The sequence below is a fragment of the Ancylobacter lacus genome (assembly GCF_018390635.1).
Lineage (GTDB): Bacteria > Pseudomonadota > Alphaproteobacteria > Rhizobiales > Xanthobacteraceae > Ancylobacter > Ancylobacter lacus.
This window is the reverse complement of the sequence record NZ_JAHBGE010000001.1, coordinates 37,053-60,974: the sequence shown is the minus strand read 5'-3', so window position 1 is coordinate 60,974 and position 23,922 is coordinate 37,053. Positions and strand designations below refer to the sequence as shown.

The following is a 23,922-nucleotide window of genomic DNA, read 5'->3' as shown; positions in this document are numbered from 1 at the left end:
GTGTGCATTGCGAAGAGACGCCAGCCCGATCGAACGCTACGTCATGTCGTCTCGATAGCGTGATCAGGCGGCACTGCCGAACAACATCCGGGCCATGCCCCGCCCCGCCGCCGCTGCGGCATGCTCGGCGCTGAGGGTAATATGTCGCTCCAGCAGCTCTGCCCCGCCGATGGCGTCGCGCCGCCGCAGTGCGTCGATGATGGCGGCATGCTCCCGGTAGCTCTGCGCCCGCTGAGGCAGAGCTTCCAGGGCGAGCCGCCGGAAGAACCGGATGCGCGTCGAAAGCGCTTCCACCGCCAGCACCATCTGTCCATTTCCCGAGAGCCGCACCAGTGCCATGTGAAAGGCCTCGTCGGCCAGGGCGACGGGCGCCCAGGAACCGCCGTCCTGCGGGTCGCCGTGGTCCTCCCAGGCCGCGACTGTGGCCTCCACCTGCGCATCCGAGGCCCGGGCGCAGGCATGCACGAACGCCGCGCGCTCCACCGCCGCGCGCAGCTCGTAAAGCTCCCGCACAGCGGCGGGGCTGATCTCGCGCGCGAAAAAGCCCCGATTGGGGATGTTGATGACGAAACCGTCGCGTTCCAACCGGTTCAGCGCCGCGCGCACCGGCGTTCGGCTCACCGAGAGCTGGCTGGCCAACTCGGCCTCGTTGATCTTCTGGCCCGGCAGGAAGCGATACTCGATCGCCCATTCCTTGATGATGGCGTAAACGCGCTCGACGCTGTCCGCGGCGCGACCGCGCCGGGCTCCTTCCGGCAGCCGGCTCTCACTCAAAGACTGTCGCTCGGCCATTCCGCCATTCCCTGAGGCCAGACTGCTTGCTTGAGACAGGCACGATCCCGGCTCGTCCCGGATATCCCCTGCCCGCCTCGCAGGCGCAGTATGCCCAATCTTTATCGTTGTGCGCCAGCGAGCGCTCCCTAATGTGTATTCACTTTTGAATTCTCTTTCAGGCAGGCTCATCGGCATGCGGATCATGGTTCTCGGCGGCGGGGTCGTGGGCGTCACGACCGCGTACCAATTGCAGAAAGACGGCCATGATGTCGTTCTGCTCGAACGCAACGCCGAGGTCGCCGACGAGACGAGCTGGGGCAATGCCGGCATGGTCGCGCCCGGCCATTCCTTCGTCTGGTCCTCGCCCAAGGCACCGATGACGCTTCTCAAGTCGCTGGTGTTGAAGGATCAGGCGCTGCGCTTCCGGCTCTCCGCCGATCCGCGGCTCTATTCCTGGTCGTGGCGCTTTCTCATGGAATGCACGGCCACGAAAGCCCGTCGCAACACCCTGCTGAAGCACCGGCTGGCGGCCTATTCGCAGGCGGTGCTGCACGAGGTGCTGGCCGGGGAAGACGTGGCGTATGACCGCAACGACCGCGGCATCCTCTATTTCCACCGTACCCAGCAGGCGCTGGATGCGGGGGTGCAGAACATGAAGCTGCTCGAATCCGACGGGCAGCTCATCCGCGTGCTGGACAGGGCGCAGGTCGCCGCGCTGGACCCGGCGCTCGCCGCCGCGCAGGACCGCATTGTCGGCGCCATCCATTGCCCGACGGACGAGACCGGCGATCCCGCCCTGTTCACCCGCGCCCTGGCCGCCATCGTGACCCGGCGCGGCGGCGAGATCCGCACCGGAACCACCCTCACCGCCATCGAGACCTCCGGCAACGCGGTGACGCGCGTCCTCACCGACAGGGGCCCGCTGAAGGCCGATGCCTATGTGCTGGCTCTGGGCTGCGGCAGCGCGGCGGTGGCGCGCACCATCGGCATCGACCTGCCGATTTACCCGATCAAGGGCTATTCGCTCACCATCCCGGTCGGCAACCGCCCGCTGCCACCGACCATTGCCGCGGTGGACGAGCATAATCTCGTGGCGATCTCCCGCTTTGGCGACCGGCTCCGGGTGACGGCAACGGCCGAGTTCGCCGGCTACGACAAGAGCCACAAGCCCGCCGACTTCGCCTTCATGAAGCGGGTGACGCAGGAGCTGTATCCCGAAGGCGCGGATTACGGGCGGGCGCAGATGTGGGCGGGTCTCAGGCCCATGACGCCCACCAACCTGCCCTTCTTCGGGCGGCGGCGCTTCGGCAATCTCTATCTCAACACCGGCCACGGCCATATCGGCTGGACCATGTCGCACGGCTCCGCACGCATCACCGCCGATCTCATCGCCGGCCGCACCCCGGCCATTCCGATGGACGGCCTCCTCGCCTGACAGCCCCCGCACGGACAGGAGTTCTCATGATCGCCGCCTCCCGCGTTCCCGCCGAGACCACGACCGATCTCGGCATCCTGCCGTCCGAACTCGCGCCGCGCATCGGCGCACGCGCCACCATCGGCCTCGTGGTGCTGGCAACCGACCAGACGCTCGAGCACGAGTTCCGCACCTTGCTCGGCCTGCCGGGGGTGGCGTTCTACGAGGCGCGGCTGTTCAGCGACTTCGATATCACCAGCGAGACGCTGCGCGCCATCGGCCCGCGCATCGCGCCCTGCACGGACCTCATCCTGCCGGGCCTGCCGATCGACGTGGTGGCGTTCGGCTGCACCTCGGCGACGATGACGCTCGGCGAGGACTATGTGTTCGACGAAATCCGCAAGGTCCGCCCGGGCGTCGCCTGCACCACGCCGGTCACGGCGGCGCTTGCGGCCTTCAAGGCGCTCGGCGTGCGCCGCATCGGCCTTCTGACGCCCTATGCGCCGAGCATCAATACCGGCCTCGCGCGCTATTTCGAAAGCCGGGGCCTCGAAGTTCCCGCCCGCGCGACCTTCAACCGCCAGGATGACCGCGAGGCGGCGCTGATCTCGGTGCCGTCCATCGAGGCCGCGGCCGAGCGGCTGGCGGCAGAGCCGGGGGTGGAGGCGGTGTTCGTCTCGTGCACCAGCCTGCGGGTGGCGGAGGCGGTGGCGCGCATCGAGGCCCGCAGCGGCATTCCCGTCACATCCTCGAACCACGCGATGGCGTGGCACTGCCTGCGGCTTGCCGGCGTCAACGACGCGAGGCCAGATGCGGGCAGGCTGTTCGCCCTCTCCTCCCCGACCTCGGCCTGAGGCTGTCCGGCGGGTTTGCGCCGCCCGCCGGGGTGTGGGATGGCTGGCGCTCGCCATGCCTGTGCCGCCCCCGGGCGTCACGGATCAACCGGCCGGGACGCCCTCTCCTATGCCGTGTCCGGGGCCAAACCAGTGGAGCGGGACCGCAGGGCCCGCAGGAAGTGCAGCGCCATGGCGTCCGAAACGGCCGACCCCACACCTTCGGCCGGCATTCCCCTCGCCGCCTATGGCCATCTCCTCACCATTTATCTGGTCTGGGGGGCGGCTTATCTCGCGGTGAAGGTCTGCATCAGCGGCCCGGCCTACATCACGGTCTTTCAGCTCCAGTCGGGCCGCATGTGGTGCGCAGCGCTGCTGCTCGCCCTGCTCGCGACCGTGCGACACGGCCGGCCGAAGCGCCCCTCGGCCCGCGATCTCGGCATCTGCGCCGCCAGCGGGCTGCTGATGTGGGTTGCCGGCAACGGCCTGGCCACGCTGGCCTCCCGACACGCCGCTTCCAGCTTCATCGTCATGGCGCTGGGCGCGATTCCTCTGTGGAGCTGCATGCTCGACCTGCTGATCGAACGCGCCGTCCCCTCCGGCCGCGTGCTGGCGGGACTCCTGCTCGGCCTCGCCGGCCTGTTCCTGGTGATGGCCCCGGCGCTGACCGACGCCAGCCGCGCGATCATCGAGCCGGGCTATGCCGGCTTCACCGCGGCCATTCTTGTGATCGCCGGCATCAGCTGGTCGCTCGGCACCATCGTGCAGCGCCCGCTGCTGCGCCGGGTGCCGGTGGAGTGGGCGGCGAGCTTCCAGATGACGGCCGCGGCCCTGGTGCTCAGCATGCTCGCGCTGGGTGAAGGCAGCGCGCCACCCAGCGGCTTCGGCACCCACCAGCTTTTGGCCTTCGGCTTTCTCGTGGTGTTCGCCTCGGTGATCGGGCTGACCTCCTATATCAAGGTCCTGCGCACCTTCCGGCCCGTCGTCGCCTCGACCTTCGCCTATGTGAATCCGGTGGTCGGGGTGCTGCTCGGGACGGCCCTCCTCGGGGAAACGCCGGCGCCCATCTCGCTGGCGGGATTGATGGTCGTGCTGGTCAGCATCGGCATCGTGCTGACGCGCCCGACCTGAACATCCGGGTCGCCGCCCCTCCCTCGCCCGCCGGCTTATCGCCTTGACGGTGCGGCCTGCCCATGCGATCCGACAAGGTGCAGGAACCGGCTGGCTCGCCGATCCGTGCGGGGCATAGCGCAGTCCGGTAGCGCGGAAGTTTTGGGTACTTCAGGTCGCAGGTTCGAATCCTGCTGCCCCGACCACCCTGCGAAAACCGGTGAAGTCCGGCCATTCTGTGCATCATACATTTGCTCTCGATGACGACGTCCGGCGTGCCGTCGTTCCGCCGGTGGGGAAGCGATGGCGGCGCCTCATTTGCGTTGCAAGAACGGCGGCTCCGGCTTAATCAGGTTCGGTTCCGCAGTGATGCGGCCTGCGCTCGCGCGGGCCGGGCAGCGGCAGGACAGCGGGGGTCTGGGTCCTGACGCGCCGGTCGGCGTCAGGCCTTGAAGGTCGGCAGCAGCCGCACAGAGGGAGTGAGGCACATGGTTGCGCGCATCTACAAGCCGGCCCGGAATGCAATGCAGTCCGGCACGGCGAAGACGAAGCTCTGGGTGCTGGATTACGAGCCCGAGCAGCCCCGGGAAGTCGAGCCGCTCATGGGTTACACCAGCTCCGGCGACATGAAGAGCCAGCTTCGCCTCCGATTTGACAGCAAGGAAGAGGCGATCGCCTATGCCGAGCGGCACGGCATCGCCTATCAGGTGCAGGAGCCGCGTGAGGCTACCCGCCGGAAGATCGCTTATTCCGACAATTTCAGCTTCCGTCGCGTGGGTCAGTGGACCCATTGATGGCGCAGCCGCTCGGCTGATCCGGCCCCGATGGGGCGTATGGCCTGTACCCGCGCCGACGGCGCGATGACCCGGCCGCGTAGCTCAGCTGGATAGAGCAGCCGCCTTCTAAGCGGCAGGTCGCTGGTTCGAGCCCAGCCGCGGTCGCCATCTAACCATTAGGACAACAGGCAAAAATGTCCCTCCCGGGTCATGGGCGGGACGGACGGAACGCGATCATATGGCCTGTTTCGTGCTCTGGTCGTCACACATGGTCCCGGGATAATCCCGAGCGGTTTGCCCACATCGGCCGCGGGAAGACCTCTGCAATGTCGCCGCGTTGAGGGTGCGGGGCCGGCGCGCTAGCATCCGTCCATGTGCAACCTCTACAACCATCACAGCAACGTTCAGGCGCTCACCGACCTCGTCGGCACGCTGCGCAATGCGGCCAGCAACCTGCCCGCCCAACCCGCGATTTTTCCCGATACGCCCGCTCCCATCATCCGCACCGGAAGCGATGGCGAACTCGAACTCGCCATGGCCCGCTGGGGCATGCCCTCCCCGCCGAGCATCAACGGCCCACCCGTCACCAATATTCGCAATCTCGCCTCCCCTCACTGGCGGGCCTGGACGGGACCGGCGCATCGCTGCCTCGTGCCCTTCACCGCCTTCAGCGAGTATGCCGAGAAGGCCGATCCGGTGACCGGCCGTCGCGACATCGTCTGGTTTGCGCGCGACGAACGCCGCTCTCTGGCAGTCTTCGCGGGGCTGTGGTGCCGCTGGTCGGGCCGCCGAGGCACCAAGGCAGCGCCGATCGAAGGCCAGCATGAGCTGTTCGGCTTCCTGACCTGTGCCCCCAACGCCGTTGTGGAACCGATCCACCCGAAAGCCATGCCGGTGATCCTCACCACGCAGGAGGAGCGACAGGTGTGGCTGCGCGCGCCCTGGAGCGAAGCACAGGCGCTGCAACGCCCGCTGGCGGCCGCGCTGCTTCGCATCGTCGCCCGCGGCGCCGCCAAGCAGGACAGCGGAAGCGACGGCCCCCCTGCGCCCGCCGTCGCTCCGGCTCAGGGCTCACTGTTCTGACGCGCACACTTTGTACGCAAATAAGTCATGGGGCCTCTGATATTTTGATCGGAATCATGAGGCATTATCAGGTGCCTCATAAGGTGCCGAATACTAGAGTTCATTCGTGAACTGGAAGCATGCTTATGAGCGATTGGCTGCACCTTGCCCTGGCCGCTACTGGCGGTGTTGCCCTCGTCGCCGGACTGCGATTTTGGCGCCGGCGGGGTCGGCCTGAAGCCCCCGCCATTTCGGTGCGGCTACAGGGCACCGGCGTCGACGGCTGGTGGACGGTGCGGGTCGAGATGCAGGGACGGGGAGGCTCTGCCTGGGAAGCCTTCGAGATTCATGTCCGCGAGCCGGAGGATGCCTGCATCATCAGCGTGCGGGACGCGATGCAATCCGGCCTCGCCACCGGACCGAACAACGGGCGGACGGTGTTCGAGGAGATCGATGTGATCCGCCTGCCCGGCCGCGCACCGATGACGCTGTCCACGACAGCCGACGACTCCGAGGCCAACGAGTCGGTCCTCGTCTACACCAGACCCGCCGTCGAAGCGCGGCCGCTGTCGATGGTGGTCAAGATCCGGCCGGCGGGCAGCACCGGCCCGATCATCGAGGCGCCCATCGCCGCAACCCTGCAGGCCGATGCCTGAAGACGAGGTCCTGCGTCATTTCTCCGGGAACAGGCGGTAGCGGACACGATCACCCACGGCGATGCCCTTTGCGCGCGCCGTGCCGCCGGCGAGTTCGAGCACCGCGCGCACCTGCCCATCGCTCGCGATGACGTCCGTCGAGAGCGGCGTGGTGTTCTCGGCAATATTGGCGATGCGGCCATCCGCGGCGATGAACACCATATCGAGCGGGATATAGGTGTTCTTCATCCACATATAGACCGGCTGCGGCAGCTTGAAATCGAACAGCATGCCGGTGTCGGGTTTCAGTTCCGTCCGGTACATCAGGCCGCGTTCCCGCTCCGCGTCGGTCTGGGCCACCTCGACCTTGAAGTCGACCGTGCCTTTCGCGGTACGGATCGAGAGGGCTTCGAAGGTCGCGGCACCGGCGGCACCGGCCGCAGGCAGCAGCAGGGCCACGGCGAGCAGCGCGGCACACAAGGCCCGCAGATCGAGCCAGGACGCGCGGCGGAAACGGGCAAACATCATCAGGAACGCGGCGCCGGGGGCGCTCTCCCTCAAGCGACGCGCCTCAATGGGACGACGGCGTCGCGGAACCATCAGGCCTCACCTCGGCCGCCATGAGCCCCTTGGGGCCCGGACCGAAGCGCACCAGCACCATCTGCCCCGGCCGAAGTTCGGTCAAGCCGTGCCGGCGCAGCGTCTCCATATGCACGAATATGTCGGGCGTCCCATCCCCACGCGAGAGGAAGCCGAACCCCCTGAGCCGGTTGAACCACTTCACCACGGCCGGTTCGAAACCGCCGGTCGGCTGAACCGCGACATGGGTTCGGGCCGGCGGCAGCTCGGAGTGATGGAGAGCCGTCGATTCATCCATCGACAGGATCCGCAGCGCCTGGAACCCACGCTCGCGCGCCACGGCTTCGCACACGATGCGCGCGCCCTCCTGCGCGGTCTGATAGCCGCCACGGCGCAGACAGGTGACGTGCAGCAGCACGTCACGCCCGCCCCCATCCGGTATGATGAAGCCGTACCCTTTGGAGACATCGAACCACTTTATCGTGCCGGCGATCTCGACGACGCCTTCGGCGGGCATGGCGTCATGCACATCGTCCGTGGCCTCGTCGCCCGGCCGATCCACATGCGGACCCCGCCTGGTCAGCCCGTATCGGTGTCCAGTTTCATCGGACGCCATTCTGTCCTACGCCCCTGCCCGCTTCACGACACGCGCACCCGCCGCCGATTCCGGACAAGCATAACATCCGATGTCCCGGCGGAAACCTCAATTTGATTCGCTACCCACCGAAAACCCGCCGGGTTCAAGGGGAGTCGAACAGATTGTCGAGGACATCCCCGATATCGACGCGCAGGACGAGATCGGCCATCGCGTCGAATTCGGTCGGCTCGCGATTGATGATGACCAGCGTCGCCCCCGCCTGCCGGGCCTCGAGCGGCAGCCGTGCCGCGGGAAAAACCACGAGGGAGGAGCCTATGGCGAGGAAGACGTCGCAGCTCCGCGCCATTTGGCGCGCCCGCCGCATCTCATCGGCCGGCATTGCCTGGCCGAAGGAGACGCTCGCCGTCTTCACCGGCCCGCCGCACGTGGCGCAGTCCGGCGCTGCGCCGCCGGCGGCCTCGAAACGGGTCCTAACCCACCCCAGCTCGTAGCGCAGGCCGCAGTTGAGGCACGTCGCATAGGTGCTGTTGCCATGAAGCTCGACCAGCCGCTCCGCCGGCACCCCGGAGGCGTGGTGGAGACCGTCGATGTTCTGGGTGATCACACCCGTCAGCCGCCCCCGCTCGACCCCGCGCGCCAGCGCACGATGGCCGCGTCCCGGCCGGGCCCCGCCAAACGCCGCTTCCATGGCGAAACGCCGCCGCCACGCTTCGTTGCGCGCCTCGCGGCTGGCGAGGAAGTCGTCAAAGGAGATCGGGCGGTTGCGGGACCAGAACCCGCCGGGGGAGCGGAAATCGGGAATGCCGCATTCGGTCGAGATCCCGGCGCCGGTGAAGGCCACGCCCGCGCGCATCGAGTCCAGCACGGCGCGAAGCGCCTCCCGTGCCGGCTTGATGTCTGCGCTTACCAGCCTATGTTCCACCGGCCTGCCCTTTCCCGCGGCCGCTGCCGGCGGCGCGCGGCATCCCGTCGCGAGGACCCCATGAAGTACCTGCACACGATGGTGCGCGTCACCGATCTCGACGCGTCGCTGGATTTCTACGTGAACAAGCTGGGCCTCGAGGAGGTGCGCCGCAAGGAGGTGCCGCAGGGTCGCTACACCCTCGTCTTTCTTGCCGCCCCCGGACAGGCCGGACTGGCCGAGGTCGAGCTGACCTTCAACTGGGACCCGGAAGTCTATGGCGAAGGCCGGAATTTCGGCCACCTCGCCTATGAAGTCGACGACATCTACGCCACCTGCGCCCGCCTCCAGGCCGCCGGCGTCGTCATCAACCGGCCGCCCCGCGACGGCTATATGGCCTTCATCCGCTCGCCGGACAACATCTCCATCGAGCTGCTGCAGAAAGGCGGAGCCAAGGCCCCCGAGGAGCCTTGGGCCTCTATGCCGAACACCGGCAAGTGGTGAGCGGGACGGGGAACTCGGGCACGGGGACCCGGCCCAAGGAGGCACCGGAGAAGACGACGACACCCGGTGCCACTACCCCGCCTTCGAACAGCCCCCGGTCGAGCTGACGCTGCAGCGCCGCCGCGGTCCGTGTCGGCAAGGTCCGCCGAAAAAGGTCGAACGACCTGTGAATGACCGGCGCGGGGTGACTTGTGCACCCCGAAGCAAATCCCTATAAGCCGTTCCGCCTGCGCGCCCTTCGTCTATCGGTTAGGACGCCACCCTTTCACGGTGGAGAGAGGGGTTCGACTCCCCTAGGGCGCGCCACTCCCGCACAGAACCGCGAACACCCCAAAGGGTGGCTTGGTCGGTGATAGCGGCTTTGTCCGGCACGATCCTCGATCAAGACTTCCATATGACATCCGCGGCGTGGTCGCGTTGAAGCGGTGCTGCCGCGCCGATGCCGATCTGCTGGACAACATCGGCCCGCGGCCCGGTGAATGCGGCGCAGGCCTCCGACGCCGTGTGCGGCAGCGGTTGACCTGAGGCCCGCTTATCCGCCGGCCCTGGAGAAGGTCCGGGGCGATGTGCCGCCTCACGCGGTCGCGCCCTCGACGAGTTCGAAGCCGACGTCCACCACCTGCGCCGGGGCGCCGGAGACGAGAAGCCGGGCACCGATCTCACCGATGCGAAGGCGCGGGGTCCGAAGCGTCGTGAGAGGCTGGGGGGTGTGCCGCGCGATGTCGAGCCCGTTATAGCCGAACAGCGCAAGATCCCGCGGCACGGCGAGGCCGCGCGCCAGACACAGGAAATAGCCCCCCAAGGCCATGTCGTCATTGGAGAAATAGACCGCGTCCAGACCGCTGCGGCGATCCAGCAGGCGAGCCAGCCCATCCTTCCCCGCCTCGACCGAGGAGGGCTGGCCGACAACCTCCCGGTCGTGCAGCGACAGCCCGGCCTCCGCGAGCGCCTGCGCAAAGCCGCGAAAACGTTTCGCCGCCCGCAGATCCCTGTCGAGATCGTGGCCGACATAGCCGATACGCCGATAGCCCCGCGCCACCAGATGGCGGGCGCTTGCCCGCCCCGCCGCCTCGTTGGAGAAGCCGACCACGATGTCGAGCCCGGCGCCGTCGATGTCCAGCAGCTCGGCGATCCGCGCGCCGCTCGCCTTCAGCATGGTCGTCGCCGCCGGCGAGTGTTCAAGGCCGGCGAGGATGAACCCCGCCGGCCGCCACGCCAGCAGCGAAGAGACGAGCCTTTCCTCCTGCTCCTGGCGGTAGTCCGTCACACCGATGACCGACTGGAAATCGGTGTCGTCGAGCACCGCATTCGCCCCACGGAGCACCTCGGCGAAGACGATATTGGCGAAAGACGGCACGACGATCCCGATCAGCCGGGAGCCGGTGGAGGCGAGCGTGCCGGCTATGCGGTTGGGCACATAGCCAAGCCGCTCGGCGGCGGCCTTGACGCGGCTCCGGGTCCTCTCCGAGAAGGAGCCCTGGTTCCGCAGCACCCGGGATGCCGTGCTTTCCCCCACGCGCGCCTCCCGGGCGACGTCGCTCAGCGTGACCGGCACAAAAGGGATCCGGTTCGGGCCGGCGTCGTCGTCCGTCATCCTGAGCGTCCCGTGATCGCGCCGCCTCGCAGCCGCGCCGCATGCTCGGCCCACTATACGGCGCGGCAGCACCGCTTCAACGCGACCCCGCCGCGGCAGGCGGTTTCCACACCTCTTCGCAAAAAGGCCGCAAACCTATTTGGCAGCGCTGCCAATGCGTGCTATCCAACAATGCAAGCGCTGCCAAACGTCAGTGCTAGGACGAGGTCGATTCAACGACCCAGGATCAACATCTCGCCGGAAGGTACCGGCAGCCCCCTGGGGAGGGTCCAATGAGCGTGCAGGCTGACGCCGCGCCGGCTGCGGGAGCAGCGGCAGGCGATCTCGAGAAGCGTGCCTATGGCAAGGTCTTCTGGCGAATCGTTCCGTTCCTGATGCTCTGCTACGTCGTCGCGTATCTCGACCGCGTGAATGTGGGCTTCGCGAAGCTGCAGATGTCGCAGGACCTCGGCTTCAGCGAGACCGTGTTCGGCTTCGGCGCCGGCGTCTTCTTCTTCGGCTACTTCCTGTTCGAAGTGCCGAGCAACATCATGCTTCACAAGATCGGCGCGCGGGTGTGGATCGCGCGGATCATGGTGTCGTGGGGGATCATCTCCGCAGCCTTCCTGCTGGTGCCGAACGCGACCACGTTCTACGTGCTGCGGTTCCTGCTCGGCATCGCGGAGGCCGGCTTCTACCCCGGCATCATCCTCTATCTCACCTATTGGTATCCCTCACACCGGCGCGCCCGGATCATCGCCGTGTTCATGGCGGCCATTCCGATCTCCGGCATCTTCGGCAATCCGCTGTCGGGCTGGATCATGGACGCCTTCCATGAAACCCACGGCCTGGCGGGGTGGCAGTGGATGTTCCTCATCGAGGCCATTCCCGCGCTGCTCCTCGGCGTGGCGGTGTTCTTCTATCTCGACAACGGCATCCGCGAAGCCAAATGGCTCGCCGAGGACGAGAAGGCGCTGCTGGAGGCCGAGATCGCCCGCGACAACCGCACCAAGGAGACGCCGCGCTCCGTCGGCGGCGTCTTCAAGGACGGGCGGGTCTGGCTGATGTGCCTGATCTACTTCTCCTTCGTCACCGGCCAGTATGCCCTGACGTTCTGGATGCCGACCCTCATCAAGGCGACCGGCGTGACCGGCAACCTCAATATTGGTCTCATCAGCGCCATTCCCTTCCTCTGCGCCGCCGTGACCATGGTGCTCGTCGGCCGCAGCGCGGATCATCGTCGCGAACGGCGCTGGCACCTCATCATCCCCGCCACCTGCGGCGCGATCGGCTTCATCGTCGCCGCGACCTCGACGAGCACGCCGCTGGCGATCCTCAGCCTTTCCATCGCCGCGGCCGGCGTCATCACCTGCGCCCCGCTGTTCTGGTCGCTGCCGACGGCGTTCCTCACCGGCACGGCGGCCGCTGCGGGCATCGCGCTGATCAATTCGGTCGGGAATCTGGCCGGCTTCGTCAGCCCCTATCTCATCGGCTTCCTGAAGGACCTCACCGGCTCCAACCAGATCGGCATGTATGCCCTTGCCGGCTTCCTCCTGGTGGGTGTCGTCGCCGTGCTCTCGACGCCGGCACGGCTGGTCAATCGCTGAGTCTCCCGACCACTGGGCCCGCGCTTCGGCGCGGGCCGCTTTCTTGGGTGTTCCCTCCCTTCTTCCCATTCGACGCGCCCGGGCGCGCGAGGATTCCGACATGACCCACGCCATCAATCCCGAAACTCTCGCCGAATCCGCTGCCTCTGCCGCAGGCGGCAGCCCGGGACGCATCGCGGTCATCGGGTTGGGGTCGATGGGCTTCGGCATGGCGACCAGCCTGTTGCGCAGGGGCTTCGATGTCGTCGGCTGCGATGTGAGCCCGGCAACGGTGGACCGTTTCGTCGCCAGCGGCGGCAAGGGCGCCAGCACCCCCTCAGAGGCGGCGACAGGGGCGGCTGTCGTCGTCAGCGTCGTGGTGAACGCGGCGCAGACCAGCGCGATCCTGTTCGATCCGGGCGGCGTGGCCGAGACGCTACCGGCGGGTTCGGTCTTCATCTCCTCGGCCACCATGGACCCGGATATCGCCCGCAGCCTCGCGGCCCGGCTCGAAGCCAGCGGACGCCATTATCTCGATGCGCCGATCAGCGGCGGTGCGCAGCGTGCCGCCGAGGGCGCCCTGACGATCCTCGCCTCCGGCAGCACCGAAGCCTTCGCCAAGGCCCGCCCGGCGCTCGATGCGATGGCGGCCAGGCTTTACGAACTCGGTGACGCCCCGGGACAGGGGGCGGCCTTCAAGATGATCAACCAGCTACTGGCCGGCGTGCATATCGCCGCCGCCTGCGAAGCCATCACCTTCGCGGCGCGTCAGGGGCTGGATATCGCGAAGGTTTATGAGGTCATCACCCAGTCCGCCGGCAACAGCTGGATGTTCGAGAACCGCATCCCTCATGTGATCGAGGGCGACTACGCCCCGCGCAGCGCGGTCGACATCTTCGTGAAGGACCTTGGCATCATCCAGGACATGGCCCGTTCGAGCCGGTTTCCCGTGCCGGTCTCGGCCGCGGCGCTGCAGATGTTCCTCGCCGCCTCGGCCGCCGGCATGGGCCGGGACGATGATGCCTCGGTCGCGCGCCTGTATGCCCGCATCACCGGCACCCCCCTGCCCGGCCCTGCCCATGAGCCGGCCGCCTGACGACGCGAGTGTTCCATGCCCCGTTTTGCCGCCAACCTCACGCTGATGTTCACCGAGTGGGCTTTCCTCGACCGTTTCGATGCGGCGGCCGAGGCCGGCTTCACGGCGGTCGAGTTCCTGTTCCCCTATGAGCACCCGCCGGAGGCGATCGCCGACAGGCTCCGCCGCAACAGCCTGCAGCAGGCCCTTTTCAACCTGCCTCCCGGCGACTGGGCGGCGGGCGAACGTGGCCTCGCCGCCCTGCCCGATCGGGCTGGCGACGTCCGCCGCGGCGTCGCAACGGCGCTGCGCTATGCGCAGCACACGGGCGTCAAGCGGCTTCACCTCATGGCCGGCGTCGCCGAGCGCGGCGACCCCGCGGCTGCGGCGGCCTATCGTGACGCCGTGGCTTTCGCGGGGGAACAGCTTGGCCAGCACGGCATCGACCTGCTGCTGGAGCCGATCAACCGGCGCAGCGTTCCCGGTTATTTCCTCGACGATTTCGGCTACGCGGCCGAGCTGATCACCCGGCTCGGACTGCCCAACGTGAAGCTGCAGTTCGACCTGTTCCACCGTCAGATCCTGCATGGCGACGCGACGATGGCGCTCCGGCAGCTTCTGCCGATGATCGGCCATGTGCAGATCGCCAGCGTCCCCTCGCGCCATGAGCCGGATGGCGAGGAGCTGAACTACCCCTTCCTTTTCGACGAACTGGACCGGCTGGGCTACGACGGCTTCGTCGGTTGCGAATACAACCCACGCGCAGGAACCCTGGCCGGCCTCGGCTGGTTCGCACCCTATGCCCGGAGACCGTCATGACATTGAAGCTGGGCTGCATCGCCGACGACTATACCGGTGCCTCGGACCTCGCCAATGCGCTCACCCTCGCCGGGCTCCGCACGGTTCAGACCATCGGCGTGCCGGGCGCGGACCTGCCTCTCGACGCGGTGGACGCGGTGGTTGTCGCGCTCAAGAGCCGCTCCATCGCCGCCGCCGAAGCGGTCGAGCGCTCCCGCGCCGCCGATCGCTGGCTGCGGGGCCAGGGCGCCGGCCATGTGATGTTCAAGATCTGCTCGACCTTCGATTCGACGGATGCCGGCAATATCGGGCCAGTGACCGACGCGCTGCGTGCCGACGCCGGCGAAACCACGGTGCTCGTGACATCGGCGTTCCCGCAGACCGGACGCACGATCTACCAGGGCCACCTGTTCGTCGGCGCGGTGCCGCTCAATGAAAGCCCGCTGAAGGACCATCCCCTCAACCCGATGCGCGACGCCAATCTGGTGCGCGTCCTTGCCCGCCAGAGCACGGCGCCGGTCGGGCTGGTCGACCTCGCGACGGTGCGCAGCGGCCCCGATGCCATTCGGGCGCGCCGGACGGCGCTCGCGCACGAGGGGACCGGCGCGGCCATCGTCGATGTCGTCGAGAACGCCGATCTGGAGCCCATCGGCAGAGCCGCGCTGGACCAGCGGCTGTCCGTGGGCGCGTCCGGCCTCGGCATCGGCCTTGCGCGTGGCCTCGTCGCCAGCGGCGCGGTGACGCCACACCCAACCGGCGAGGCGCTCGGTCCGGCTCTCGGCGGCCACGCGGCCTGCCTCGCCGGCAGTTGCTCCCGGGCGACGCTCGCGCAGATCGAACGGGCCGAAGCGGTCATGCCGGTTCTCCGGCTCGATACCGAGCGGCTGGTCACCGACCCCGACGAGGCGGGACGCGCGCTCTCGTGGGCTCTGCCGCTCCTTGCACAGGGGCCGGTCCTCATCGCCTCCAGCGGGACCCCGGAACAGGTGGCGGCCATCCAGGCGCGCCACGGCCGGGAGTCGGTCGGGAGCGCGATCGAGCATGCGCTCGCGGACATCGCCGCGGGGCTGGTGGATGCCGGCGTGCACCGTCTGGTGGTGGCGGGCGGCGAGACCTCCGGCGCGGTGGTCGACCGCCTCGGCCTGCGTGCCTTCCGTGTTGGCGCCGAGATCGCACCCGGCGTGCCGGTGCTCCGCACCCTGGGGGCGGACACCACCGACATGCTGCTGGCGCTGAAATCCGGCAATTTCGGTGGGCCGGACTTCTTCATGGACGCTCTTCGCCTGATGCGCTGAGCGACAGACGGCGCGCGACCCCAAGCCGGGCCGCGCCAACACCGGCGACGGTCGCGGCAGGACCGGCTCTCGCGCCCTTGCCACGGCGACGATGTGCGACATTCCGTCGCCTGCACGGCGGAAGAGTTCCCGGCTTCAAAAATAGTCTAGTAATTCTAGCGAATATATTTATACCGGTCTGACGCATCCAAGGCCTCAGAACCATGACACACCGCCTGATCCTCGGCATCTCGGGAAACGTCCGCCGCCCGTCGCGTACGGCAGCGCTGGTGTCCGACGTCACCAGCCGCCTCGCCGAGCGTGTCGGCGCGCCGTCGCGGATCATCGAACTGGTGGATGCCGCACCTGTTCTGTTCCGCGCGCTGACGGCTGCCCATCTCGACGAGGAGGGTGCTGCTTTGGTGAAGGCCGTGGAGACGGCGGACGCTCTCGTCGTCGGCTCGCCGGTGTACCGGGCCTCCTATACCGGCGCCCTGAAGCACCTGTTCGATCTGGTCGGCTACGAGACCCTGGCGGGCAAACCGGTCGTGCTGGTCGCTACGGGCGGAACGCCGCTTCACGGCCTCGTTCCCGATCATCAGCTCCGGCCGCTTTTTGCGTTTTTCCGCAGCCTCGTGCTGCCGACGCCGCTTTACGCGCTGGACACCGACTTCACCAACTACCGCATCACCAATCCCGCCGTGGAAGGCCGTCTCGACCGCGTGGTCGAAGAAGCCGGGCGGGTCATCGAGGGCGCGTGGCGCGGCGAAGAAGCGTCTCTCGCCGACGCGGCCGCGTGAATTCCCTTCCTTCAGGAGAAGAGCCATGAGCACTGAGGCCGTACAGCCCAGCGAAGACGCCGTTAAGTTTGCCTACTGGGTTCCCAATGTCTCGGGCGGCCTGGTGATCAGCAACATCGAGCAGCGCACGAGCTGGGACATCGACTACAACCGCAAGCTCGCGCAGATCGCCGAGCGGAGCGGGTTTGACTATGCGCTGAGCCAGATCCGCTTCACCGCCGGCTATGGCGCCGAATTCCAGCATGAATCGGTCTCGTTCAGCCACGCCCTGCTCGCGGCCACCGAGAGGCTCAAGGTGATCGCGGCCATCCTGCCGGGGCCGTGGAACCCGACCCTTGCGGCCAAGCAGATCGCCACCATCAACCATCTTACCGAGGGCCGCATCGCGGTGAACGTCGTCTCCGGCTGGTTCCGCGGTGAATTCGCCGCCATCGGCGAGCCCTGGCTCGATCACGACGAGCGCTATCGCCGGTCGGAAGAATTCATCCGCGCCCTGCGCGGCATCTGGACGGAAGACAACTTCACCTTCCGCGGCGATTTCTACCGCTTCAACAATTACTCGCTGAAGCCCAAGCCGCTTGAACCCCTGCCCGAGATCTTCCAGGGCGGCTCCTCGCGGGCGGCCCGCGATATGGCGGCGCGGGTGTCGGACTGGTACTTCACCAACGGCAACACGCCCGACGAAATCCGGAAGCAGGTCAACGATATCCGGTCCAAGGCGGCGGAGAGCGGGCACAGCGTGAAGATCGGCGTGAACGCCTTCGCCATCGTCCGCGAGACCGAGGCCGAGGCCAAGGCGGTGCTGGACGAGATCATTGCCAAGGCCAACCCGGAGGCGGTGAACGCCTTTGGCCACGAAGTGAAGAACGCCGGCAAGGCCTCGCCCGAGGGCGAAGGCAACTGGGCGAAATCCAGCTTCGAGGATCTCGTGCAGTATAATGACGGATTCCGTTCCAATCTCATCGGCACCCCGCAGCAGGTCGCCGAGCGCATTCTGGCGCTCAAGGATGCCGGCGCCGACCTGATCCTGCTCGGCTTCCTGCATTTCCAGGAGGAAGTGGAGTTCTTCGGCAAGCGGGTCGTCCCGCTGGTGCGCGAACTCGAAGCGCGGCGGGAGGCATCGCAGGCGGCCACGGAAGTGGCGGCCTGACCCTGCTGCCGGCCGGCCCTGCGGCCCGCCTCTTTCTGCGGAGATCATTGATGTCATCGGCCACCACCGGGGCCTTGCTCCCGGCAGGAGACCTGTATCCCTTCGAGCCTGCCGGCGTCACGCGCGACCCCGGCAGGTCGCGATCGGGGCCGGCAGAGCGCGGGGCGGATGTGGAGTCTGCCCAGCCGGGCGCGGAGCGCGACGCCGTTCTCGCCATTTCCGGCGTGTCGCTTCGCTTCGGCGGCGTTACCGCACTCGCGGATATCGATCTCACGGTGGCGCCCGGCGAAATCCGGGGCGTCATCGGGCCGAACGGCGCCGGCAAAAGCTCGCTGCTCAACATCGTCAGCGGTCTCTACCGGCCGAGTGCCGGCCACGTCCGGATCGCCGGAGTCGACTTCACCGAGGTGCCGACCCAGCGTCTCGCCCATCTCGGCGTCGCCCGCACCTTTCAGAATCTCGCCTTATTCGGCGGACTCACCGTTCTCGAGAACGTGGTGATGGGCCTCACCTCCACCATCCGCTCGGGGCCGCTGGGGCAGGTGCTGGGGCTGCCGGCGGCGCGGCGCGAGGATGCCGCCAACCGCGCCAAGGCGGAGGCGATCGTTGCCTTCCTGCATCTGTCCGGCGTCGCCCACCGCCCGGCCGGCGAACTCTCCTACGGGCTGCAGAAGCGGGTCGAGCTCGCCCGCGCGCTGGTGGCCCGCCCACGCCTGCTGCTGCTCGACGAACCGATGGCGGGCATGACCGCGACCGAAAAGCAGGAGCTCGCCGCCTTCGTCCGCGAGGCCCGGGACACCTACGGCACGACCATCGTGCTCATCGAGCACGATATCGGGGTCGTGATGGGTCTGTGCGATCGCGTCGCCGTGCTGGATTACGGCCGGAAGATCGCCGACGGCACCCCGCACGACATTGCCGCCGATCCGCTGGTCATCGACGCCTATCTCGGTGTCGCCCACGACGCCGACGAAACGCTCGAGATCGAGGAGGCGGTGTGATGGAGGACGTCCAGTTTTTCATCGAGGTTCTGGTCGGCGGCCTGCTGTCGGGGGTGATGTACTCCCTCGTCGCGATCGGCTTCGTCCTGATCTACAAGACTTCAGGCGTTCTCAACTTCGCGCAGGGCGCCCTCCTGCTCTTCGCCGCGCTCACCTTCGTCAGCCTCCACGAGCGCGGCGTGCCGTTCTGGGCCTCGATCGGGCTGACGCTGGTGCTGCTGGCCATTCTCGGCACGCTGATCGAGCGCGTGGTGCTGCGCCCGCTGGTCAACCAGCCGCCGATCACGCTGTTCCTCGCCACGCTCGGCCTGTCCTACGTCATCGAAGGGGGCGCGCAGCTCCTGTGGGGCACCCAGGTGCATGGTCTCGATCTCGGCATCGACGACGTACCCTTCGAGGTCGGCGGCGTCCTCATCTCGAGCTTCGATCTGTTCGCCGCCGCCACCGCGGCGCTGATGGTGGCGCTGATCACGCTGTTCTTTCGCTACACCCGGATCGGCCTCGCCTTCCGCGCCGTTGCCGACGACCCCTTCGCGGCGCTTGCCGTCGGCCTGCGGCTGACCCGCATCTGGGCCATCGTATGGACGGCGTCGGGCGTGGTCGCGCTGGTGGCGGGCCTGCTCTGGGGGGCGCGGCTCGGCGTTCAGTTCTCGCTGTCGCTGGTGGTGCTGAAGGCGCTGCCGGTGCTGGTGCTCGGCGGCTTCGACTCGATCGCGGGCGCCATCATCGGCGGCCTCCTGGTCGGCGCCACCGAGAAACTGGCGGAAGTCTATATCGGCCCCTTCCTCGGCGGCGGCATCGAAAGCTGGTTCGCCTATGTGGTCGCCCTCGCCTTCCTGCTGGTGCGTCCCTCCGGCCTGTTCGGCCAGAAGCTGGTGGAGCGGGTCTGAGCCATGTCGATCAGTGTCACCCCCTCCATCGAACGCAGCCTGCCACGGGCTGCCATTGGCGGCCTCACCGTCGCCGCCATCCTGTTCATCGCCTTCGTCGTGCTGCCCTCGGTGGGATCGGACTATCTGTTCGAGGCGATCCTGACACCGTTCCTCGCCCTGGCGCTGGCAGGCGTCGGGCTCAACCTCCTCACCGGCTATGCGGGGCAGGTCTCGCTGGGCTCTGCGGCCTTCATGGCCGTCGGTGCCTTTGCCGCCTACAACTTCAATCTCCGCGTTCCCGAGCTGCCCTTCCTCGTCAGCATCGTGCTGGCCGGGCTGACGGCGGCGGGGATAGGGCTGATCTTTGGCCTGCCGAGCCTGCGGCTGCGCGGCTTCTATCTCGCCGTCTCGACGCTGGCGGCGCAGTTCTTTGTGCAGTGGGCGCTGACCAAGTTCGGCTGGTTCTCGAACGACAATCCGTCCGGCATCATCAACGCGCCGCCGCTGAAGATCGCCTCCGTGACCTTCGACACGGCCGTCGGACGCTACCTCTTCTCGCTCGGCATCGTGACGGTGCTGACCTTCCTGGCCTGGCGGCTGACGCGCGCGCAGACCGGCCGGAACTTCATTGCCGTGCGCGACAACCAGACGGCGGCACGGGTCATCGGCGTGCCGGTGCTGCGGACCAAGCTGCTCGCCTTCGCGGTCTCCTCCTTCATCATCGGGGTCGCCGGCGTGCTCTGGGCCTTCGCCTACCTGCGCACGGTGGAGCCGGCCGGCTTCAACCTCGACCGGTCGTTCCAGATCCTCTTCATCATCATCATCGGTGGCCTTGCCTCCATCCGGGGCGCCTTCCTCGGAGCCGGCTTCATCGTCGTCTTCCCCCTGCTGCTGTCACGCCTCGGCGGCGAACTGCTGGGGGGCATCGTCGACTCCGGTGTCGTCGAGATGAGCCAGCGCATCGTCATCGGCGCCCTCATCATCCTGTTCCTGATCGCCGAACCCAAGGGCCTCGCCGAACTCGGCCGCCGTGCGGCGCGCCGCCTGGGCGGCCGCCCGACCTGACATCTCACCGCACGCCCAAGGCCTGCGGCCAAAACCTCTTCATCCATCCAACGGGGTCTATCATGAGCCTCTCCCGGCTACTCAAGGCAACGGCGCTCTCCGCCGCGCTCGCCCTCCTCCCGCTGTCCACCGCGGCCTTCGCCGACGAACAGTTCTTTCCGCTGCAAAGCTACCGCGTCGGCCCCTACGCCGCCGGCGGCACAGGATTCTTTGGCGGCTTCATCGACTATCTCAACCTGATCAACATCCGCGACGGCGGCGTCAACGGCGTCAAGCTGACGTGGGACGAGGGCGAGACCCAGTACGAGGTCGAAAAGGGCGTCGAGGTCTATGAGCGGTTCAAGAACCATCCCGGCATCGCGACCTGGAACCCGCTCTCGGTCGGCATCGCCTACGCGCTGATCGACCGGGTGACCGCCGACAAGGTGCCGCTGCTCACCATCAACCACGGCCGCACCGATTCAACCGACGGCCGGGTGTTCAAGTACATCTTCCCGCTGCTGCTGAACCCCTACAGCGAGACGTCGGGCATCATCAACTACCTCGGCACCAAGGAAGGCGGGCTGGACAAGCTGAAGGGCAAGAAGATCGTGGTGCTCTATCACGGCTCGCCCTACGGCAAGGAGACCATCCCGATCTATGAGCTGCTGGCGAAGAAGTACGGCTTCGAGGTCCAGCAGATCGAGGTGCCGCATCCCGGCAACGAGCAGCAGGCGCAGTGGCTCACCATCCGTCGCGCCAAGCCCGACTATGTCGTGCTGCGCGGCTGGGGCGTGATGAACCCCGTGGCGCTCAAGACGGCGCAGAAGACCGGCTTCCCCGCCGATCGCATCATCGGCAATGTCTGGTCGAACTCGGAAGAGGATGTCATCCCCGCCGGTGACGCCGCCAAGGGCTATACCGCCATCACCACCCAGGCGTCCGGCGCCCAGTATCCGGTGCTGCAGGAGATCCAGAAGGTCGTCTATGACGCCGGCAAGGGCAATCTCGAGGACAAGAAGCGCATCGGCAGCGTCTACCACAACCTCGGCGTGGTGAACGGCATCCTCAACGTCGAGGCCATCCGCATCGCCCAGGAGAAATTCGGCAAGCGCACCCTCACCGGCGACGAAGTCCGCTGGGGCCTCGAGCACCTCAAGCTGGATCCCGCCCGGGTCGAGGCGCTGGGGGCCAAGGGGCTGTTCCACTCCATCAACGTCACCTGGGACAACCACGAGGGCGATGGCCTCGTGACCTTCCAGCAGTGGGACGGCAGCAAGTGGAACGTCGTTTCCGACTGGATCGCGCCGGACTGGGCCCTGCTGCGGCCGATCATCGAGAAGTCGTCGGAAGCCTATGCCAAGGAGCACAACATCCCGCTCCGCACCGCCGCTGACGCCGACCAGGTGACCAACTGAGCCCCGGCGCGCGGCCCATGCCGCGCGCCCAGCCACGGGACTTCGCCATGACCGGTCCGACCCCTGCCCAAGATGCGCCGCTGCTCGTCCTCGAGGACGTGGAGGCGACCTACAATCACGCCATCGTCGCGCTGCGCGGCGTCAGCCTCGCCGTCCGGCGGGGCGAGATACGCGCGCTGCTCGGCGCCAACGGCGCGGGCAAGACGACGACGCTCAAGGCGGTTTCCCACCTCCTGCCTGCCGAGCGCGGACAGATCACGCGCGGTCACATCCGCTTCGACGGCGAAATCGTCGAGCGGACCAGCCCGGCGGATCTTGTCCGGCGCGGTCTCGTTCAGGTGCTGGAGGGACGCCATTGCTTCCGATCGCTCACGGTGGAAGAGAACCTCCTCACCGGGGCGCTCGGTCGCAGCGCCAGCCGCTCCGAGGCACAGACCGACCTTGAACGGGTCTACGCCTTCTTCCCGCGCCTGAAGGAGAAGCGCCGCACCAGCGCCGGCCTGACCTCGGGCGGCGAGCAGCAGATGACGGCGATCGGCCGCGCGCTGATGGCCCGGCCCCGTCTCCTGGTGCTCGACGAGCCTTCCATGGGGCTCGCCCCGCTCGTGGTCGAGGCCATCTTCAGCACTTTGAGAAAATTGAACGAAACCGAGGGTCTGACCCTCCTCGTCGCCGAGCAGAATTCGACCGTGGCCCTGCGCTACGCCCACCGCGCCACCGTGCTGGAGAACGGCCGCGCGGTGCTGGAGGGCCCGGCCGCCGAGCTTCGGGCCCGCGAGGATATCAAGGCCTTCTATCTCGGCCTGCGAACGCCGCACCGCGACGGCCCCCTCGGCGGCGACAGCCGGTCGGCCGCCTGAACCCATCATACATGCGAGGAAACCGCCATGACTGTCCCCAAGATCGACGTCACGATCCAGGGCACGCCGGTGCCCGGCGTGCCGCGGCCGGACACGCCGGCCCACATCATTTCGAGCGACGCCGAGGCCATCGAGGTGGCCAGCAAGCTTGCCGCGGAGTTCGAGAAGGAAGCCGCGCGGCGTGACCGCGAGCGCATCTGGCCGCTCGCCGAACTCGACGCCTTCTCGCAGAGCGGGCTCTGGTCCATCAATGTGCCGAAGGCGTTCGGCGGCCCGGAAGTGTCCTACGCCACCCTCGCCAAAGTGGTCGAGATCATCTCCGCCGCCGATTCCTCCATCGGCCAGATCTCGCAGAACCATCTCGGCGTGGTGGCCGCCATCCGCACCGTCTCCGATCCCGACCAGCAGAAGCTGCTGTTCGGCGAAATCCTGAAGGGGACCCGTTTCGGCAACGCCTTCTCCGAATTCGGCTCGAAGCGCGCGGCGGATTTCGAGACCCGCTTCACCGATGCCGGCGACCACGTCGTGGTGAACGGCCGCAAATTCTATGCGACGGGCGCCATCCTCGCCCATCTCGTGCCGATCGTCGCGCTCGACGACGAGGGACGCGCCTGGTACGCGATCGCCGACCGCAACGCGCCCGGCCTGTCCGTCATCGACGACTGGTCGAGCTTCGGCCAGCGCACCACGCTCTCGGGCACCGTCCTGATCGAGAATGTGAAGGTACCGAAGACCCATCTCGTGCCGGGCTACAAGGGCTATGTCGAGCCGACCGCCGACGGCGCCATCTTCCAGATCATCCAGGTGGCGGTGGACACCGGCATCGCGAAGGCGGCGATCGACGAAACGGTGCGCTTCGTGCGCAACAGGTCGCGGGCCTGGATCGACAGCGGCCAGGAATACGCCTGGCAGGACCCCTACACCATCCAGGCCATCGGCGACCTCACCCTGCGCCTGCACGCGGCGCAGGCGCTGCAGGACAAGGCGGGCTGGGCCATCGACGCCGCCGTGGCGAACCCCAACGCCGACACCGTCGCGCAGGCGCAGCTCGTGACCGCCGAGGCCAAGATACTCTCGACCGAAGTGGCCATCGCCGCGACCAACAAGCTGTTCGAGCTGGCCGGCACCCGCTCGACGCTTGCCGAGCACAATCTCGATCGTCACTGGCGCAACGCGCGGACGCACACGCTGCACGACCCCGTCCGCTGGAAGTATGCGATCCTCGGCAACCACGCGCTGAACGGGGAGAAGCCTCCTCTGCACGCCTGGAGCTGAGGCGCCGCAT

The 23,922-nt window shown here is 67.6% G+C and carries 24 protein-coding genes and 3 tRNA genes; 22 read left to right on the top strand and 5 right to left on the bottom strand.

Features of this window, described 5'->3' with window-relative positions:
• Window positions 1-63: 63 nt before the first annotated feature.
• Window positions 64-792 carry a GntR family transcriptional regulator gene (locus KHC27_RS00325; RefSeq protein WP_213333808.1) on the bottom strand — a complete coding sequence of 243 codons (729 nt, stop codon included), beginning with the start codon at window positions 790-792 and terminating at the stop codon, window positions 64-66.
• Window positions 793-967: 175 nt separating this feature from the next.
• Here KHC27_RS00325 and KHC27_RS00320 point away from each other — a divergent pair, with 175 nt between their 5' ends.
• From KHC27_RS00320 to KHC27_RS00285, 8 genes are all read left to right on the top strand, one after another.
• Window positions 968-2,209 carry a D-amino acid dehydrogenase gene (locus tag KHC27_RS00320; RefSeq protein WP_213333807.1) on the top strand — a complete coding sequence of 414 codons (1,242 nt, stop codon included), beginning with the start codon at window positions 968-970 and terminating at the stop codon, window positions 2,207-2,209.
• Window positions 2,210-2,235: 26 nt separating this feature from the next.
• Window positions 2,236-3,042 (top strand): maleate cis-trans isomerase family protein, encoded by an 807-nt coding sequence (locus KHC27_RS00315; protein ID WP_213333806.1) that lies wholly within the window; start codon window positions 2,236-2,238, stop codon window positions 3,040-3,042.
• Between the two features lie 171 nt (window positions 3,043-3,213).
• Entirely contained in the window at window positions 3,214-4,152 is a 939-nt protein-coding gene (locus KHC27_RS00310; RefSeq protein ID WP_213333805.1) for an EamA family transporter, read from the top strand.
• Window positions 4,153-4,260: 108 nt separating this feature from the next.
• Window positions 4,261-4,337, top strand: a tRNA-Pro gene (locus KHC27_RS00305).
• A 282-nt stretch (window positions 4,338-4,619) separates the two neighbouring features.
• Window positions 4,620-4,925, top strand: a complete 306-nt coding sequence (locus KHC27_RS00300) for an ETC complex I subunit (protein ID WP_213333804.1) — start codon at window positions 4,620-4,622, stop codon at window positions 4,923-4,925.
• 73 nt (window positions 4,926-4,998) lie between these two features.
• Window positions 4,999-5,075: transfer RNA gene (locus KHC27_RS00295), tRNA-Arg, on the top strand.
• Between the two features lie 204 nt (window positions 5,076-5,279).
• The gene (locus KHC27_RS00290) at window positions 5,280-5,990 is read left to right on the top strand and encodes an SOS response-associated peptidase (protein ID WP_213333802.1); all 711 of its coding nucleotides are present in this window, start codon (window positions 5,280-5,282) and stop codon (window positions 5,988-5,990) included.
• Window positions 5,991-6,115: 125 nt separating this feature from the next.
• Window positions 6,116-6,625 (top strand): hypothetical protein, encoded by a 510-nt coding sequence (locus tag KHC27_RS00285; RefSeq protein ID WP_213333801.1) that lies wholly within the window; start codon window positions 6,116-6,118, stop codon window positions 6,623-6,625.
• Between the two features lie 15 nt (window positions 6,626-6,640).
• On the opposite strand, the gene KHC27_RS00280 is transcribed toward KHC27_RS00285, so the two are convergent.
• The 3 genes from KHC27_RS00280 to KHC27_RS00270 all read right to left on the bottom strand — a co-directional run bounded on the left by KHC27_RS00280 (window position 6,641) and on the right by KHC27_RS00270 (window position 8,634).
• Complete coding sequence (locus tag KHC27_RS00280) at window positions 6,641-7,132, bottom strand: DUF192 domain-containing protein (RefSeq protein ID WP_246518616.1); 492 nt, start codon at window positions 7,130-7,132, stop codon at window positions 6,641-6,643.
• A 43-nt stretch (window positions 7,133-7,175) separates the two neighbouring features.
• A complete protein-coding gene (locus tag KHC27_RS00275) occupies window positions 7,176-7,799 on the bottom strand; it encodes a cold-shock protein (RefSeq protein WP_213333800.1) in 624 nt (207 codons plus the stop codon).
• A gap of 124 nt (window positions 7,800-7,923) precedes the next feature.
• Window positions 7,924-8,634 (bottom strand): SIR2 family NAD-dependent protein deacylase, encoded by a 711-nt coding sequence (locus KHC27_RS00270; RefSeq protein WP_213333883.1) that lies wholly within the window; start codon window positions 8,632-8,634, stop codon window positions 7,924-7,926.
• Between the two features lie 129 nt (window positions 8,635-8,763).
• Here KHC27_RS00270 and KHC27_RS00265 point away from each other — a divergent pair, with 129 nt between their 5' ends.
• Both KHC27_RS00265 and KHC27_RS00260 read left to right on the top strand, forming a co-directional pair.
• Entirely contained in the window at window positions 8,764-9,186 is a 423-nt protein-coding gene (locus KHC27_RS00265; RefSeq protein WP_213333799.1) for a VOC family protein, read from the top strand.
• A 231-nt stretch (window positions 9,187-9,417) separates the two neighbouring features.
• Window positions 9,418-9,492: transfer RNA gene (locus KHC27_RS00260), tRNA-Glu, on the top strand.
• 268 nt (window positions 9,493-9,760) lie between these two features.
• Here the strand turns inward: KHC27_RS00260 and KHC27_RS00255 are convergent.
• The gene (locus tag KHC27_RS00255; protein ID WP_213333798.1) at window positions 9,761-10,780 is read right to left on the bottom strand and encodes a LacI family DNA-binding transcriptional regulator; all 1,020 of its coding nucleotides are present in this window, start codon (window positions 10,778-10,780) and stop codon (window positions 9,761-9,763) included.
• 272 nt (window positions 10,781-11,052) lie between these two features.
• Between KHC27_RS00255 and KHC27_RS00250 the strand changes: the two genes are divergently transcribed.
• The 12 genes from KHC27_RS00250 to KHC27_RS00195 all read left to right on the top strand — a co-directional run bounded on the left by KHC27_RS00250 (window position 11,053) and on the right by KHC27_RS00195 (window position 23,912).
• A complete protein-coding gene (locus KHC27_RS00250; protein WP_213333797.1) occupies window positions 11,053-12,366 on the top strand; it encodes an MFS transporter in 1,314 nt (437 codons plus the stop codon).
• 100 nt (window positions 12,367-12,466) lie between these two features.
• Entirely contained in the window at window positions 12,467-13,441 is a 975-nt protein-coding gene (ltnD, locus tag KHC27_RS00245) for an L-threonate dehydrogenase (RefSeq protein WP_213333796.1), read from the top strand.
• 15 nt (window positions 13,442-13,456) lie between these two features.
• The gene (gene otnI, locus KHC27_RS00240) at window positions 13,457-14,239 is read left to right on the top strand and encodes a 2-oxo-tetronate isomerase (protein ID WP_213333794.1); all 783 of its coding nucleotides are present in this window, start codon (window positions 13,457-13,459) and stop codon (window positions 14,237-14,239) included.
• Entirely contained in the window at window positions 14,236-15,513 is a 1,278-nt protein-coding gene (gene otnK / locus KHC27_RS00235; RefSeq protein WP_213333792.1) for a 3-oxo-tetronate kinase, read from the top strand. Before otnI ends, otnK begins: the two co-directional genes overlap by 4 nt.
• A gap of 203 nt (window positions 15,514-15,716) precedes the next feature.
• A complete protein-coding gene (msuE, locus tag KHC27_RS00230) occupies window positions 15,717-16,292 on the top strand; it encodes an FMN reductase (RefSeq protein ID WP_213333790.1) in 576 nt (191 codons plus the stop codon).
• 25 nt (window positions 16,293-16,317) lie between these two features.
• A complete protein-coding gene (gene sfnG, locus KHC27_RS00225; protein ID WP_213333789.1) occupies window positions 16,318-17,442 on the top strand; it encodes a dimethylsulfone monooxygenase SfnG in 1,125 nt (374 codons plus the stop codon).
• A 50-nt stretch (window positions 17,443-17,492) separates the two neighbouring features.
• Window positions 17,493-18,443, top strand: a complete 951-nt coding sequence (locus KHC27_RS00220; protein ID WP_213333788.1) for an ABC transporter ATP-binding protein — start codon at window positions 17,493-17,495, stop codon at window positions 18,441-18,443.
• Complete coding sequence (locus KHC27_RS00215) at window positions 18,443-19,333, top strand: branched-chain amino acid ABC transporter permease (protein ID WP_213333787.1); 891 nt, start codon at window positions 18,443-18,445, stop codon at window positions 19,331-19,333. Before KHC27_RS00220 ends, KHC27_RS00215 begins: the two co-directional genes overlap by 1 nt.
• A 3-nt stretch (window positions 19,334-19,336) precedes the next feature.
• Window positions 19,337-20,380 (top strand): branched-chain amino acid ABC transporter permease, encoded by a 1,044-nt coding sequence (locus KHC27_RS00210; RefSeq protein WP_213333786.1) that lies wholly within the window; start codon window positions 19,337-19,339, stop codon window positions 20,378-20,380.
• Between the two features lie 62 nt (window positions 20,381-20,442).
• A complete protein-coding gene (locus KHC27_RS00205) occupies window positions 20,443-21,777 on the top strand; it encodes an ABC transporter substrate-binding protein (RefSeq protein WP_213333785.1) in 1,335 nt (444 codons plus the stop codon).
• Window positions 21,778-21,824: 47 nt separating this feature from the next.
• A complete protein-coding gene (locus KHC27_RS00200) occupies window positions 21,825-22,637 on the top strand; it encodes an ABC transporter ATP-binding protein (protein WP_213333784.1) in 813 nt (270 codons plus the stop codon).
• A 27-nt stretch (window positions 22,638-22,664) separates the two neighbouring features.
• Window positions 22,665-23,912 carry an SfnB family sulfur acquisition oxidoreductase gene (locus tag KHC27_RS00195; protein WP_213333782.1) on the top strand — a complete coding sequence of 416 codons (1,248 nt, stop codon included), beginning with the start codon at window positions 22,665-22,667 and terminating at the stop codon, window positions 23,910-23,912.
• The last annotated feature ends 10 nt before the right edge of the window (window positions 23,913-23,922 follow it).

Bases quoted from the DNA above. Each gene is read 5' to 3' on its own strand.
- KHC27_RS00325 (WP_213333808.1), bottom strand. From the start codon at position 792: ATGGCCGAGCGACAGTCTTTGAGTGAGAGCCGGCTGCCGGAAGGAGCC.
- KHC27_RS00320 (WP_213333807.1), top strand. From the start codon at position 968: ATGCGGATCATGGTTCTCGGCGGCGGGGTCGTGGGCGTCACGACCGCG.
- KHC27_RS00315 (WP_213333806.1), top strand. From the start codon at position 2,236: ATGATCGCCGCCTCCCGCGTTCCCGCCGAGACCACGACCGATCTCGGC.
- KHC27_RS00310 (WP_213333805.1), top strand. From the start codon at position 3,214: ATGGCGTCCGAAACGGCCGACCCCACACCTTCGGCCGGCATTCCCCTC.
- KHC27_RS00300 (WP_213333804.1), top strand. From the start codon at position 4,620: ATGGTTGCGCGCATCTACAAGCCGGCCCGGAATGCAATGCAGTCCGGC.
- KHC27_RS00290 (WP_213333802.1), top strand. From the start codon at position 5,280: ATGTGCAACCTCTACAACCATCACAGCAACGTTCAGGCGCTCACCGAC.
- KHC27_RS00285 (WP_213333801.1), top strand. From the start codon at position 6,116: ATGAGCGATTGGCTGCACCTTGCCCTGGCCGCTACTGGCGGTGTTGCC.
- KHC27_RS00280 (WP_246518616.1), bottom strand. From the start codon at position 7,132: ATGATGTTTGCCCGTTTCCGCCGCGCGTCCTGGCTCGATCTGCGGGCC.
- KHC27_RS00275 (WP_213333800.1), bottom strand. From the start codon at position 7,799: ATGGCGTCCGATGAAACTGGACACCGATACGGGCTGACCAGGCGGGGT.
- KHC27_RS00270 (WP_213333883.1), bottom strand. From the start codon at position 8,634: ATGCGCGCGGGCGTGGCCTTCACCGGCGCCGGGATCTCGACCGAATGC.
- KHC27_RS00265 (WP_213333799.1), top strand. From the start codon at position 8,764: ATGAAGTACCTGCACACGATGGTGCGCGTCACCGATCTCGACGCGTCG.
- KHC27_RS00255 (WP_213333798.1), bottom strand. From the start codon at position 10,780: ATGACGGACGACGACGCCGGCCCGAACCGGATCCCTTTTGTGCCGGTC.
- KHC27_RS00250 (WP_213333797.1), top strand. From the start codon at position 11,053: ATGAGCGTGCAGGCTGACGCCGCGCCGGCTGCGGGAGCAGCGGCAGGC.
- ltnD (WP_213333796.1), top strand. From the start codon at position 12,467: ATGACCCACGCCATCAATCCCGAAACTCTCGCCGAATCCGCTGCCTCT.
- otnI (WP_213333794.1), top strand. From the start codon at position 13,457: ATGCCCCGTTTTGCCGCCAACCTCACGCTGATGTTCACCGAGTGGGCT.
- otnK (WP_213333792.1), top strand. From the start codon at position 14,236: ATGACATTGAAGCTGGGCTGCATCGCCGACGACTATACCGGTGCCTCG.
- msuE (WP_213333790.1), top strand. From the start codon at position 15,717: ATGACACACCGCCTGATCCTCGGCATCTCGGGAAACGTCCGCCGCCCG.
- sfnG (WP_213333789.1), top strand. From the start codon at position 16,318: ATGAGCACTGAGGCCGTACAGCCCAGCGAAGACGCCGTTAAGTTTGCC.
- KHC27_RS00220 (WP_213333788.1), top strand. From the start codon at position 17,493: ATGTCATCGGCCACCACCGGGGCCTTGCTCCCGGCAGGAGACCTGTAT.
- KHC27_RS00215 (WP_213333787.1), top strand. From the start codon at position 18,443: ATGGAGGACGTCCAGTTTTTCATCGAGGTTCTGGTCGGCGGCCTGCTG.
- KHC27_RS00210 (WP_213333786.1), top strand. From the start codon at position 19,337: ATGTCGATCAGTGTCACCCCCTCCATCGAACGCAGCCTGCCACGGGCT.
- KHC27_RS00205 (WP_213333785.1), top strand. From the start codon at position 20,443: ATGAGCCTCTCCCGGCTACTCAAGGCAACGGCGCTCTCCGCCGCGCTC.
- KHC27_RS00200 (WP_213333784.1), top strand. From the start codon at position 21,825: ATGACCGGTCCGACCCCTGCCCAAGATGCGCCGCTGCTCGTCCTCGAG.
- KHC27_RS00195 (WP_213333782.1), top strand. From the start codon at position 22,665: ATGACTGTCCCCAAGATCGACGTCACGATCCAGGGCACGCCGGTGCCC.